General features: G+C 40.4%; 13 protein-coding genes, 1 pseudogene and 1 riboswitch. Of the genes and pseudogenes, 13 read left to right on the top strand and 1 reads right to left on the bottom strand.

Annotation, left to right across the window (positions count from 1 at the left end; genetic code table 11):
- The first annotated feature begins 175 nt into the window (after positions 1 to 175).
- The 5 genes from WYK_RS04180 to WYK_RS04160 all read left to right on the top strand — a co-directional run bounded on the left by WYK_RS04180 (position 176) and on the right by WYK_RS04160 (position 4,286).
- Complete coding sequence (locus WYK_RS04180; protein ID WP_040373343.1) at positions 176 to 655, top strand: DUF6946 family protein; 480 nt, start codon at positions 176 to 178, stop codon at positions 653 to 655.
- 32 nt (positions 656 to 687) lie between these two features.
- Entirely contained in the window at positions 688 to 1,242 is a 555-nt protein-coding gene (locus tag WYK_RS04175; RefSeq protein WP_040373342.1) for a hypothetical protein, read from the top strand.
- A gap of 247 nt (positions 1,243 to 1,489) precedes the next feature.
- Complete coding sequence (locus WYK_RS04170) at positions 1,490 to 2,314, top strand: MBL fold metallo-hydrolase (protein ID WP_040373341.1); 825 nt, start codon at positions 1,490 to 1,492, stop codon at positions 2,312 to 2,314.
- Positions 2,315 to 2,368: 54 nt separating this feature from the next.
- A riboswitch (cobalamin riboswitch) is annotated at positions 2,369 to 2,588 on the top strand.
- Between the two features lie 170 nt (positions 2,589 to 2,758).
- Positions 2,759 to 3,286: a hypothetical protein gene (locus WYK_RS04165; protein ID WP_411837234.1), complete on the top strand. Its 528-nt coding sequence runs from the start codon at positions 2,759 to 2,761 to the stop codon at positions 3,284 to 3,286.
- A 40-nt stretch (positions 3,287 to 3,326) separates the two neighbouring features.
- Positions 3,327 to 4,286: an ABC transporter substrate-binding protein gene (locus tag WYK_RS04160; protein WP_040373340.1), complete on the top strand. Its 960-nt coding sequence runs from the start codon at positions 3,327 to 3,329 to the stop codon at positions 4,284 to 4,286.
- A 93-nt stretch (positions 4,287 to 4,379) separates the two neighbouring features.
- Here WYK_RS04160 and WYK_RS04155 read toward each other — a convergent pair whose 3' ends face one another.
- A complete protein-coding gene (locus tag WYK_RS04155; protein ID WP_040373339.1) occupies positions 4,380 to 4,820 on the bottom strand; it encodes a hypothetical protein in 441 nt (146 codons plus the stop codon).
- Positions 4,821 to 5,256: 436 nt separating this feature from the next.
- On the opposite strand from WYK_RS04155, the gene WYK_RS04150 reads away from it, so the two are divergent.
- The 8 genes and pseudogenes from WYK_RS04150 to WYK_RS04115 form a co-directional block, all read left to right on the top strand.
- On the top strand, positions 5,257 to 6,036 hold the full coding sequence (locus tag WYK_RS04150) for an IclR family transcriptional regulator (protein ID WP_040373338.1): 780 nt from the start codon (positions 5,257 to 5,259) through the stop codon (positions 6,034 to 6,036).
- A gap of 111 nt (positions 6,037 to 6,147) precedes the next feature.
- On the top strand, positions 6,148 to 7,332 hold the full coding sequence (locus WYK_RS04145) for a CaiB/BaiF CoA transferase family protein (protein WP_040373337.1): 1,185 nt from the start codon (positions 6,148 to 6,150) through the stop codon (positions 7,330 to 7,332).
- Between the two features lie 45 nt (positions 7,333 to 7,377).
- The gene (locus tag WYK_RS04140; protein WP_040373336.1) at positions 7,378 to 8,160 is read left to right on the top strand and encodes an enoyl-CoA hydratase/isomerase family protein; all 783 of its coding nucleotides are present in this window, start codon (positions 7,378 to 7,380) and stop codon (positions 8,158 to 8,160) included.
- Positions 8,161 to 8,186: 26 nt separating this feature from the next.
- On the top strand, positions 8,187 to 8,963 hold the full coding sequence (locus tag WYK_RS04135; RefSeq protein ID WP_040373335.1) for an enoyl-CoA hydratase/isomerase family protein: 777 nt from the start codon (positions 8,187 to 8,189) through the stop codon (positions 8,961 to 8,963).
- Positions 8,964 to 9,002: 39 nt separating this feature from the next.
- A complete protein-coding gene (locus tag WYK_RS04130) occupies positions 9,003 to 10,172 on the top strand; it encodes an acyl-CoA dehydrogenase family protein (protein WP_040373334.1) in 1,170 nt (389 codons plus the stop codon).
- 18 nt (positions 10,173 to 10,190) lie between these two features.
- Complete coding sequence (locus tag WYK_RS04125; RefSeq protein ID WP_040373333.1) at positions 10,191 to 11,363, top strand: acyl-CoA dehydrogenase family protein; 1,173 nt, start codon at positions 10,191 to 10,193, stop codon at positions 11,361 to 11,363.
- 22 nt (positions 11,364 to 11,385) lie between these two features.
- Positions 11,386 to 12,579, top strand: a complete 1,194-nt coding sequence (locus WYK_RS04120; RefSeq protein ID WP_040373332.1) for a thiolase family protein — start codon at positions 11,386 to 11,388, stop codon at positions 12,577 to 12,579.
- A gap of 40 nt (positions 12,580 to 12,619) precedes the next feature.
- Positions 12,620 to 13,107 (top strand): annotated as a pseudogene (locus WYK_RS04115) (acetyl-CoA hydrolase/transferase family protein); the annotation flags it as partial.

Below are 13,107 nucleotides of genomic sequence, written 5' to 3'. Positions count from 1 at the left end.
CTATATAATTCAAGCAGCCCTTCGGTAACGATGGGCTGTTTTGTTATTTACTTTTTTCCAAGGTGAAGGAAAGAGACAAGAACACTTTATTATGTGTATAATTATGGAAAAAAAGGGGGGTGGTTTGAATGGAAATTAAGAGTTTCTCTGGAAAATTAATTTCTTCTATCGAAGAATGGCTGGAGCATTCACCGCGCACGCTAAAAAGGAGAATCACCTATTTGTAATTTCCATTGAAGCGAAATCAGACGAGCCGTTTGGGATAACCGTCGCTCAACGCAGGAAAAATAATTCTGTTAATTCTAAGATAGAACAACGAATTGAGACATTAGCGAAACAATTATTTCATAATGTAAACATCGAAGGACTAAGGTACCAGTTGCTCCACGGAATTGCCGGTACGCTGCTAGAGGCCAAAAAACAAAAAGCGGATTTTGCGGTGTTTGTTGTTCAAGAATTTAGTACCTCTCTTACTAATCCAAAAAAACAGCAAAAAAACTCAGCTGACTTAAACTTGTTTATCAGTACACTAGTTAATGAGTCTGTGGATTTAAAGAATGGTTCGCTGCTTGGACCGATTCGGGTGCCGGTGGGAAATGAAGAAACCAATGAACCGTCACTGTTTTTTGGAAAAATCAGAACCGAAGTGAAGTAGTTAAAAAGACTAAAATATTGGGAGGGTGATTTTTGGACTATTTGATTATGAGTATCATTTTAGTCTTCTTCTTTTATAATCTATTTCTACGAAGCGATGTTAAAAAAGAATGGAAGGAACTTTCTCCATCTTCGTCAATTTTGAGCTACCTTTGCTTTGGAGGAGCAGCCTCTTATTTTGGCGCACGTATTTTTGAGTTGGAATGGCTATACTTGATTGCTCTATATTCGGTAATTGGAATTTTAGTAAGTGAACGGGAGCTAAATACAGTTAAAAAGATTGTTATAGCCATTTTTAGTCTTCTTCTTTTATCTATATTTCGGGTGCCAACAGATGATTCGTTTAAGGATTATATCAGCAGTAAAGATATGTACCAGTGCATACGTGATTACGAATGTGTAAAAATAACATCTAAGAAAACACCTGATGGTCGGCAAGAAACGGTAGTGGAAATTCTTCGGATTAAGGGGCGCTCTTTTGAATGGAAGCTGTTTTATGCTAAAGGCTCTCTGACACTTGAGAATGATAAAGGAGAAGAAGAGACATTGAAAGGAATTAATATTGCTGGATTTTGGTACGATCGATAGACCAAACATGCCACCCCAGTGAGTGGAAATCCTTGAATATGTTACACGGTTTCATGCCAAGTCCTTAACTATGATATTTATAACAAAAATTTAATAAGGCCAGTAGGAGAAAAGAAGTCGGGATACTCGGCTTCTTTTTTGCTCTCTTTGATAGACAAAGTAGAATATTGTAAAAGTATAGTATAATATGGTTATATTTACTAATTTTAATTATTGGATATTTATAGGAAAAAGGGGATGGGTTTGTTTGAATCATTATATTTGTGAGACTTGTGGGGTTCAGTATGAACGCTCTATTGAAGTACCTGAGGAATGTAAGATTTGTGGGGAGGAAAGACAGTATATTAGTTCAACCGGGCAGACATGGACAACGTTGGATAAGGTGATTGAAGAGGGTACATATAAGAATATCATTCATTTTGAAGAAGAACGCTTATATAGCATAAACACTAATCCAGGTTTTGGAATTGGTCAAACTGCTTATCTTTTAAAAGAGAAAGAATTTAATTTATTGTGGGATTGTATTACCTATCTTGACCAAACGACGATTAGACAAATTGAAGATTTAGGTGGAATTGATGCGATTGCTTTATCTCATCCCCATTATTATTCTAGTCAAGTAGAGTGGGCTGAAGCTTTTAACGCCCCGATTTATATTCATGAAGATGATAGAGAATGGGTGACGAGACCGAGTGAACATATCATTTTCTGGTCTGGTGAGTCATTTGAATTGCAAGAGGGGATCATCCTGCAGCGAATAGGAGGTCATTTTAAGGGAGGCACAGTATTGGAATGGAAAAATGGAAATAGTCAGAAGGGAGTTTTATTAACAGGTGATATTATTCGAGTTGTAGCTGACCGTCAATGGGTAAGCTTTATGTACAGTTATCCGAATTTCATTCCCCTTCCAAGTGGTAATGTAGAAAGGATTTCAAGCAGAATAAAAGAATGCAAATTTGATAAATTATATGACGCATTCAACCGTGTGATTAAAGAAGAAGCCAAGCAAAGAGTACAAAAGTCGGCATCACGATATATGGAAGCATTAAACGGAACGTTATTTACGACATAAATGGAGAAAACAGCAGTGATTAAATCCTGAATATGGTATACTAACTGTAAATGAATAAACTCGCAGAAAAAGGGTGCTGATTGATTCAGCACAATAGGGAATTCGGTGTAAATCCGAAGCTGTTTCCGCAACTGTAAGTGCTAATGAAATAAGAGAAAACCACTGTTTTTCTAATGAATGAGGACGAAACGGCTATTCATTAGAGGTAAATGGGAAGGTTCTTAGAGTAAAGTGATGCACAAGCCAGGAGACCTGCCCTTTTTTGATCGTATTTTGCTCTTCGGAAGTTAGGAGGATTGTATGGCGTAGACCTCTTTTTTTCTGTGTTTACAATAGGAGGTTTTATGCCGGCCAATATCCTTTGGCCGGCTTTTCGTTGTGGCTTATTAGTTGAAAATACAGCGGTTTATTCATTGCATTTACCGATTAAGGAGGGGACTCGTTTTGCCAAAGAAAGATTTTCGTTTTATGTGCTATCCATACATGCGTGAGTCTATTTCCACTGTGGATTTTGAAATTAGGACGGATTCACTGACTACACGTATTGGTTTAGCGGCTTCATTAACAAAAGACATATCTGTTGTATACAATGATCTTTTGTATTTATGTGATATGGGCTATAACTTAAATGGTTCAGTCCGGGGACGCATTGGTATTACCCAGGAGGACTTGAATCGCTTAAGTACGATGTACGATTTTTATCGTGATCATGTCAAGGAATCGATTCAAACCTTTGTGCTTCCACAAGGAACAACCGCTGCATGCGTCCTACATACTTGCCGCAGTGAGGCAAAAAAGTCAGTTCGTGCGCTCCATAAAGTAAGCACAGAACAAAAAATTCCTAAGATTCTTTTTGATTACACCCATTTGCTTGCCAATGTTTTCTTTGTTATAGCTGTCTATGTTAATAAATTGCATGATGTAGAAGAAATCCCTCATATCAGTATTTGTTATGACGTTACACCTATGTAAATGTTCCAGAGAAATAGTAACTTTAGAAAAGTGGGGAAAAATGATGAAAAATATGAAATGGTTAGTTGTACTCCTTCTTTCGGTCTTTATTGTTTTAGCAGGCTGCGGCAACGAGGAAACTGAAAAGAAATCAGATAAAGGGGCAGTAACCAACACGGAATCGGCAGTCAGTCAGAAACTACCGTATACGGTAACTGATGACATAGGAAAAGAAGTAACGTTTGAAAAAGTTCCAGAAAAAGTAGTATCACTTCAGCCAAGTAATACCGAAATTCTATTTGCATTAGATGCCGGGGACAAAGTGATTGGAGCTACTGAATTTGATGATTATCCAGCCCAAGCAGCAAAAATCGAACGTGTATCTGATTCTATGACGATTAACGCTGAAAAAATTATTGCCCTGAAACCGGATGTTGTCATTGCCTATACAATCGGTGATATGGACACGTTGAAACCGCTTGAAGATGCTGGAATAAAAGTATTCGTTATTCAATCTGCTAAATCCTTTGAAGAGGTATACAGCGATATTAATCAAATAGCTCAAGTTATGAATGTAAAAGAAAAAGGCAGTGAATTAATAAAAACGATTAAAAAGAAAATTACCGATGTATCAGAGAAAGTAGCAAACGTAAATAAAACTGCTATCTACTTTGAAATCAGTCCATCACCTGAATTATATACAGCTGGGAATGGGACATTTCAAAATGAAATTCTTGAAAAAGCGGGAATTGCGAATATCTTTGCAGATCAAGAAGGATGGCCAAGTGTATCTGAAGAAGAAGTCATCAAGCGTAATCCAGCTGTTATCACAACAACTGTAAGCTACACCGAAGATCCAGTCGGTGAAATAAAATCCCGAAAAGGCTGGGAGTCCGTTAAAGCTGTTACGGATGGACAGGTTTATCAATTTGATGAAAGCATGATGAGCCGACCTGGACCACGAATAGGGGACGCCGTTGAATTAGCTGCTAAAACCATTTACCCAGAGGTATTTAAATAAGTTTCCAAACAATCATCCTTCTTTATCGAGGATGATTGTTTTATTCCTTATTGATCATGACAAGGAGAAAGGCAGAAAGGATCCTCTTTAACTCTATTGAACTTCAATAACAAACACATAATTAGCATCACCTTTTCCCCAACTTGCGAAGAAATCGAATATATATACACCTTTTTCTTTGGGTGCGGTCAAGAAATGATGATTGATTACAGCACTCTCTGATGGTTGATCCTGAATCCATATGGATGCTCTCAATGTATCTTTAAGGGGTTCGGTTTTAAATTCAACTTTTATTTTGGCTTCAGCTGATACAACAATCGGTTTAAGATTGTGATGTTTAATAATCTCAGGTGGTGAGATTGTATCAACACACTCAGCACGTAAAAGTCCATTCCAACAATAAGAAGCTGGTGCGGTTGGTACGATTTTATTATTAGTGGTTACGTTTGGTACAGGTGGGTCTGAGTGACTGGTAATAAAATAGATCCCAATTAAGAAAATAAGGAATAAAATGATGACTAACCCTTTTTTCATTACCTGCCCCCTTTTCATATTGACTAATATTCTTTTCTATTAGACGTAAAGGATAAAAGAAGGTTTCTAATGAAATGGGAAATTTTTATCGAGGAAATCTAGGGTGCGGGGATGTTACATAATCATTATCTGTTTTCAATTTTCATGTAGGCAGTGATAAAGATTCTGAGAAAGATCATGATGATTACAATAATGAAAATTGCGTTAAAAAAGTCAGCCATATTCCTTCACCTCCGTTTATAGTAAAGCAAGATGCCAGGTGTTGAGTGAAGTACTACGTGTATATAGATAGTGTACCCAAAAGAAAACAGAATATTGTAAGGCTGGTATTAAGTTACTGTAAAGTTATCTTAATTATTATTTTTAAATAATCTAGTTTTTATTGAACGAAATTTAATTTTTATATATAAAATAATCTGCAAGGTGGTGAAAGGGAATGATGGGAGAAAAAAAACAAGAAAAACGCAAATATTCGGTTCCTGCAGTTGAAAACGCCTTTGCAATCTTAAGACTGCTGAGCCGCAAACGTTTTAAGGAAAGTACGTTGACAGAAATTGCGAATGCCTTGTCGCTCAGTCCTGCCACTTGCTTTCGAATCTTGCAGTATCTTGAAGAATCGGCTATTGTCCGGTATGAAAAGGATAAAAAGAGATATACGCTTGGTCCTTATTTAGTTGTGCTAGGTGAAAGAGCCAAAGAGCACTTGGATTATCTGTCCATTGTTAAACCGTACCTAGAAAGCTTAACTAAAGAAACGGGGTTAACTTCAGTCCTTGTTAATCGCGTGGGAAAGGAGAAGCTGACCTTTGTTTTAAAAGTCGAGGGGGAGGATTATGGTGTACATGTTTCCATCGGACGACATTTTTCGATTATCGACGGTTCGTATGGCATGTGTTTTCTCGCATACATGGATAAAGAAGAGCGGGATGGTTATTTAAAAAGAGAAATCGGTGTAAAGTCCTCTAACCAGCAAGATAATGAACTGTTTGAGGAAGACTTTGAGAAAGTCCGGAATGATGGGTACTACATTACATACGGGGAATTTATTAAAGGAATATTCGGAATTGCTGCCCCAATTTTCAATGGAGCAAACCAAGTAGAGATGGCGATAGCCCTTGTGGGTTCAATCGCACAGTTTGAGAAAGCGGAACTGTTGGAAAAAGGGATAGTGACCAAGAACGTTGCACATGAGATTACCAGAAAGATAACTATTTAATTACACCTAAGAATTTACAGCCGCCGTCAAGCTTTGGAGAAAGTGAAAGGGAGGATTGTGAATTCTTTTTCGTTTTATGTAAGCGTATACAAAATGGAGTGGAGGAGAAATATGGGAGCATTAACTGGAATAACGGTACTTGATTTATCCCGGCTGCTGCCTGGACCTTACTGTTCCTTACTGTTAGCCGATTACGGGGCAGAGGTAATAAAAATTGAAGAACCTGAGCTTGGTGATTATATCCGCTGGGGGAACCCAGCAATTGAGGGAATCGGATCAAGGCATTTGACGATTAATCGAAACAAAAAAAGTGTCACACTAAATTTAAAGAAAAAGGAAGGCCAAACTATTTTTAAAAAAATGGCAGAAAAAGCGGATGTCATTCTCGAAAGCTTTCGACCAGGGGTAATGGAACGCTTAGGTATCTCCTATCAGGAAATTGCAGAAATTAATCCGGGTATCGTGTACTGTTCATTAACGGGCTATGGACAAACTGGTCCCTATCGTCATTTGCCAGGACACGACATGAATTATATCGGATATAGCGGGATTTTGGGAATGATTGGTGAAAAGGGGGGGAAGCCAGTTGTTCCTGGCGTTCAAATTTCCGATATTGGCGGAGGTGCTCTGATGGCCCTATCCGGTATTATGATGGCTTTGTTTCATAAAGAACGGACGGGCAAAGGGCAATATGTTGATGTATCCATGATGGATGGTTCGGTTTCCTGGTTGTATGCTTCTGCATCCGAGTATTTTGCTTCTGGAGAGGTGCCTACACGGGGGAATACACGATTATCAGGTAAATATGCCTGTTATGATGTCTATGAAACCAGCGATGGGAAATATCTTTCAGTGGGGGCATTAGAAGAGAAATTTTGGGAAAAAATTTGTCAATTGGTTGATAAACCAGATTGGATTGCTTTACAAAATGGAGATGAACAGATTCAGGTTCAATTACGAGAAGAAGTGTCCAACCTATTCAAGTCAAGGAGTCAAGCCGAGTGGTTAAATTTACTTCAATATGAAGATACTTGCGTTGGACCTGTTTATGATCTTGATGAAGCGTTCTCTGACCCACAACTGCTTGAACGAGAAATGCTGATTGAAATGAATCATCCTGTTGCAGGTACGATTAAACAACTCGGATTTCCGATCAAGTTTTCGACAACTCCTGGTGAGCTGTATGCTCCATCACCAAAGCTGGGTGAGCATACAGACGAGATTCTTTCCCGTTTTCAATATTCCACTGAAAGTATTGAGAAGTTCCGTGAGGATGGCGTTATTGGAAATGTATAGCTTGATATATCTGAAATTTCAATTTATTAAAAGGTGGTCATATCCATGTCATTTGTTCACTTTTCACGAACAGGGGTAGACGGAAATATTGCTGAAATTGTTCTCGATCGGCCAAAAGTAAGAAATGCATTTCATACTGAAATGGCAAAAGAAATTCTGGAGATTTGCCGGCAAATAGCCAAAAGTGATGCCCGAGTGGTCCTGCTGTCTTCGTCTAATTCAAAAGCATTTTGTTCTGGAGCTGATTTAAAAGAACGGAATCAATTAAAAGAAGATGAGTGGCGGGCCCAGCATGCACTGTTTGAAGAAATGTATGATCAATTAGCTGACCTCAAACAACCTACAATTGCAGTCGTCGATGGGTATGCCCTTGCTGGAGGATTTGAACTGGTGTTGAACTGTGATTTCATTGTGGCCGCGAAGACTGCCACATTTGGTTTGCCAGAGGTCACACGCGGCATTATGCCCGGAGGCGGTGGTTCAAGATTACTGTCAAAGCGAATTGGACTGCATTTAGCAAAAGAATGGCTCTGTACAGGCTGTTTTGTTACAGCAGAAGAAGCCAATCGAGCCGGATTGTTGAATCGACTGACTAGGTCTGAAAACCTTCAACAGCAAGCACTTGAGTTTGCCGAAAGTATAGCCGCTAATGCACCGCTTGCCGTGCAGAGCTGTAAGACTTCGGCAGATGAATTGTTTGGGATGCCGGTACTTGAAGCAAGGAAGCAAGAGTTGGTTCATTATAATGTTTGTATTGATACCGAGGATCGCATCGAAGGGGTACAGGCATTTGTTGAAAAACGCAAGCCACGCTTTGTTGGGAAATAAAGCAATCCTATAGAGGAGGGGAAATATTGACCTATACCCAGGTAGAAGTCAGCACGAACAATGGAATATGCCTAGTTACATTGAATCGTCCAGACATTAGAAATGCACTGGTGATGGAGATGCGTGAAGAATTGATAGACTTATTTACCGGAATGGCCGCTGACGAATCCGTACAAGTTGTCATTCTAACTGGTGAAGGAAAGGCTTTTTCAGCTGGGGGAGATCTTCGCACATTACAAACTGTGACCTCTGAAGCGGGAAGGAAAAGACTTCATATTGGACATAGGTTGATTGAGTCCATTATGAATTTAGAAAAGCCGGTTATAGCGGCCGTTAATGGGGCAGCAGCTGGGGCTGGAACGAGTATAGCCCTCGCATGTGATGTGATTCTTGCTTCAGAATCTGCTTTTTTCGTCCAAAGCTTTATAAAGGTTGGCTTAGTCCCGGATTTAGGTTCCGCTTATTTACTGCCGCGATTGGTAGGCCGTCAGCGGGCATTAGAAGTGATGCTTTTTGGTGAAAGAATAACGGCTGATCAAGCAAAGCAAATGGGGTTAGTTAATAAAGTGAGTGAGCATGAGCAGTTGCTTAAGGATGCATATGAAATGGCTGAAAAGCTTGCTGCAGGACCAGGCATGGCCATGGGACTAACAAAAAAACTGGTTAACCGCGGGATGGATGGAAGTCTGCATGAGCTGTTTGCATTAGAAGGTTTAGCACAAGGTTTATGCTTCGAATCAGCTGACTTTACCGAAGGAGTCAACGCATTTTTTGAAAAACGAGATCCGGCGTTTACTTCTTAAGGCTAGACAATAAATTTATTACGAAGGGAAATGAGTGGAATGGATTTTAAGGTAGATGCCGAGTTGGAAGATATGAGAAAAAATATACGCCATTTTATTGATCACACGGTTGATCCTCTAGGAGATCAAATTGAGAGGGAAGATCACATCCCTGAACACATTATGAAATTGAGTAAGGAAATTGGATTGTTTGGCTTAAGTATTCCAGAAGAATATGGAGGGCTTGGGATTGGCATGGTCGGTAAATGTGTGATGTATGAGGAAATCGGCCGGACACATAATGGCTATACAACGGTCATCGGCTGTCATACGGGTATAGGCTCAGTGGGCATTGTAGAAATGGGAACAGAAGCTCAAAAGCAGAAATACCTTCCACGTATGGCGACGGGAGAATTGACGGGAGCTTTTGCGTTAACTGAGCCAAGTGCCGGATCAAATGCAACCGCTTTAAAAACGGTAGCTGTCAAAAAAGGCGATAAATATATCATAAATGGTTCCAAACATTATATAACCAATGCTCCAATTGCAGATGTATTTACCGTAATGGCAATTACTGATCAGGCAAAGGGAGCTAAAGGAATCACATCTTTTATTGTGGAAAAAGGCACTAAGGGATTGATCATTGGAAAAACAGAAGAAAAAATGGGGCTGCGCGGTTCTCATTCATCAGAAGTGTTTTTCGAAGATTGTGAGGTTCCTGTTGAAAATGTCCTTGGAGTTGAGGGACAAGGGTACGTTAACGCACTTAAAATCTTAGGAAATGGACGGGCTGGACTGGCAGCTAGAAATCTAGGATCCTGTCAAAAGCTGCTGGAACTTTCGCTGAAATATGCCCATGAACGTGTTCAATTTGGCAAACCAATTGTTGAACAGCAAATCATTCAGCACTACCTTGCCGAAATGGCACTGGATATTGAATCGCTTCGGTCTATGACGTATCGAGTTGCATGGATGGTAGACGAAGGGATGAATGTGATCAAGGAAGCAGCAATGATTAAGCTGCTGGGTTCAGAAATATATAACCGAATTGCGGATAAGGCAGTTCAGATTCATGGCGGACTTGGATATATCAAAGAATACCCAATTGAGAGGTATTACCGTGATGCCCGAATTACGAAGATTTATGAAGGAACATCTGAAATTCAAAAAAATATTATTGCCAGTCAGTTAATGAAACAATACGCTGCCAGTCATTCTGTGAATGCCTAAAAATGAGGAGGAAAATCAATGACTCAACTGTTAGAAGAAAAGAATACCTTTCATCAAGAGCTTAGACAAAGTGTCCGTTCGGTGTGTCAGAAGTTCCCAGATGCCTATTGGCGAGAGCTAGATGCAAATAATGCCTACCCGGAGGAATTCGTCCATGCACTCACCAAGGCCGGTTTTCTTGCAGCACTAATCCCTGAGGAATATGGCGGTTCTGGTCTTGGGATTACAGAGGCCTCGATTATTCTTGAAGAAGTGAATCGGTCGGGTGGAAATGCCGGTGCATGTCATGCTCAAATGTATACGATGGGAACACTGCTGAGGCACGGTTCAAAGGTACAAAAGGAAAAATATCTCCCCAAGATTGCAGATGGTACGTTAAGACTTCAGGCTTTTGGTGTAACTGAACCGAATACAGGTACCGATACGACGAAGTTAAAAACGGTGGCAGTCAAGAAGGGGGATAAGTACATTGTCAATGGTCAAAAGGTATTCATATCAAGAACCGAATATTCTGATTTGATGATTCTCCTTGTGCGGACAACACCTCTTGAACAGGTTGAAAAAAAGACAAAGGGCATTTCCGTTCTATTAGTAGATTTAAATGAAGCGGTTGGCAATGGGCTGACGATTAAACCGATTAAAACAATGATGAATCATGCGACAACGGAATTATTTATCGAAAATCTGGAGGTTCCGGTTGAAAATTTAATTGGTGAAGAAGGCAAAGGTTTCTCTTACATTCTCGATGGAATGAATGCCGAACGAATCTTAATTGCGGCAGAATGCATTGGCGATGGCCGCTGGTTTATTGAACGCGCAGCGAATTATGCCAAGGAACGCATAGTATTTAATCGTCCAATCGGACAAAACCAAGGCATTCAGTTTCCGATTGCTCGTGCACATATTAATCTTGAAGCGGCGGATTTAATGCGCTTTCAAGCGGCTGCTCTATTTGATTCAGGTAAAAGTTGTGGAGCAGAAGCCAACATGAGCAAACTGCTTGCCGCAGATGCTTCTTGGGAAGCGGCTAATGCAGCTCTGCAAACACACGGCGGTTTTGGTTTTGCCGAGGAATATGATGTCGAGCGTAAGTTTAGAGAAACTAGATTATATCAAGTTGCGCCTATTTCAACAAATCTTATTTTGTCATATGTCGCTGAGCATGTGCTCAAGCTGCCAAGATCCTATTAATAGACTAAAGAGGTGAAGGGGAATGAAGAATGTACTGATTGTTGATTCTGTCCGCACAGCTGTCGGCAGGATAGGCGGAAGTCTAAGAGATGTGGATGTGGATTTCTTAGCAGCAAAGGTGATAGAAGAAGTGATCAATCGAACGGGAGTCGTAAAAGAGGATATTGACGAAGTGATTATTGGGCACGCAAAGCAAAGTACGGATGCTCCGAACTTAGCTCGTCTCGCCTTACTTAGAGCGGGATTACCTATCGAAGTTACCGGATATACGGTCCATCGCCAATGCGGATCTGGATTACAAGCAATTAACAATGGTGCACAGCAAATTATGTGCGGGTTATCGGATATCGTCATTGCCGGGGGAGCAGAAAGCATGAGTCGTGCGCCGTTTTACATCCGGAATGGACGATATGGCTTTGGGGTAGGCAATACCGAAATTCTTGATTCTAATACGGAAAGCCAGCCTCGTTCACAGCCAATCGAAACGTATGGCAATCTCACAATGGGAATGACAGCTGAAAATCTGGCTGAAAAGTATCAGATATCCCGTGAAGAGCAAGATGAATTTGCTTTACGGAGTCAAGTACTGGCTCAAGCAGCGATTAAAGAAGGTCGGTTTAATTCACAAATCATACCTTATGAAGTGAAGCAGAGAGAACACTCATTTATATTTGATAAGGATGAACATCCAAGGGAAACAAATATGGAGAAATTACGGAACTTGAAACCAGTATTCAAGGAAAATGGTACGGTCACAGCTGGAAATACAAGCGGCCGAAATGACGGGGCAGGCGCTGTGTTATTAATGACAGACGAAGCAGCTCAAAAGTATGAATTGAAACCAAAAGCAAGAGTCATTGCCCAAGCTGTTGCGGGTGTCTCCCCTGAAATCATGGGAATCGGTCCTGCACCTGCAACGAGAAAAGCACTAAAGCAGGCTGGGTTAACACTTGACGATATTTCGTTAATTGAGTTGAATGAGGCGTTTGCGGCTCAAGCTCTCGCTGTCATCAAAGAGCTCGGTCTTGACTTGAATCGAGTAAACGTTAATGGCGGTGCGATAGCTTTAGGGCACCCAATCGGCGGATCGGGTGCTGTGTTAATGACAAAACTGCTTCATGAGTTAGAACGCCGTGGTGAGCGGTATGGTTTGGCCACTTTCTGCATTGGCGGAGGTCTTGGGATTACGACGATTGTTGAGAATCTGCAAGTTTAATAGCTTGCTTTAGAAGGTTGGAGCTGAAAAATTCGTGGATATGTTTCAAGCAAAGAAAAAATCGACAAGCGATGCGATTTCGTTGATTCAGTCACGCCAAAAGGTATTTATTGCGCCTTTTTGTAATGAGCCGCAGACACTAGTTGAAGAATTGGTGCGTCAAAGTAGTCGTTTAGAAGATGTGTATCTTTATAATATGCCAATCGGCAGTGCCTGTTTATATGCAGGAAGTGATCATCTTCATTCCTTTAAAATTCGCACCTTTTTATCAACACCATTATTTAAGGCAAGCTACTCAACAGGTGATTGCGATTATATTCCGATTAATTTATCAGAAATTCCTCGCTGGATTGGTGAAAATCAAATCGATGTGGCGCTAATCCAGGTTTCACCCCCTGACAAGCAGGGGTTTTGCAACCTAGGCATTTCAGTAGACGTGGTTCATTCATTAATCAAGCATGCGGTATGCATTATTGCGGAGGTTAACAACCAGATGCCGTGGAGTGAAGGAAACACGCTTGTGCATCT

Source organism: Peribacillus psychrosaccharolyticus ATCC 23296, from assembly GCF_000305495.1.
Taxonomy (GTDB): domain Bacteria; phylum Bacillota; class Bacilli; order Bacillales; family DSM-1321; genus Peribacillus; species Peribacillus psychrosaccharolyticus.
Note: the sequence above shows the minus strand (reverse complement) of the source record. Positions and strands in the feature narration are given on the sequence as shown.

Coding starts and splice junctions, on each gene's coding strand:
- WYK_RS04180 (WP_040373343.1), top strand. CDS start 176: ATGGCTGGAGCATTCACCGCGCACGCTAAAAAGGAGAATCACCTATTT.
- WYK_RS04160 (WP_040373340.1), top strand. CDS start 3,327: ATGATGAAAAATATGAAATGGTTAGTTGTACTCCTTCTTTCGGTCTTT.
- WYK_RS04155 (WP_040373339.1), bottom strand. CDS start 4,820: ATGAAAAAAGGGTTAGTCATCATTTTATTCCTTATTTTCTTAATTGGG.
- WYK_RS04150 (WP_040373338.1), top strand. CDS start 5,257: ATGATGGGAGAAAAAAAACAAGAAAAACGCAAATATTCGGTTCCTGCA.
- WYK_RS04145 (WP_040373337.1), top strand. CDS start 6,148: ATGGGAGCATTAACTGGAATAACGGTACTTGATTTATCCCGGCTGCTG.
- WYK_RS04140 (WP_040373336.1), top strand. CDS start 7,378: ATGTCATTTGTTCACTTTTCACGAACAGGGGTAGACGGAAATATTGCT.
- WYK_RS04130 (WP_040373334.1), top strand. CDS start 9,003: ATGGATTTTAAGGTAGATGCCGAGTTGGAAGATATGAGAAAAAATATA.
- WYK_RS04125 (WP_040373333.1), top strand. CDS start 10,191: ATGACTCAACTGTTAGAAGAAAAGAATACCTTTCATCAAGAGCTTAGA.
- WYK_RS04120 (WP_040373332.1), top strand. CDS start 11,386: ATGAAGAATGTACTGATTGTTGATTCTGTCCGCACAGCTGTCGGCAGG.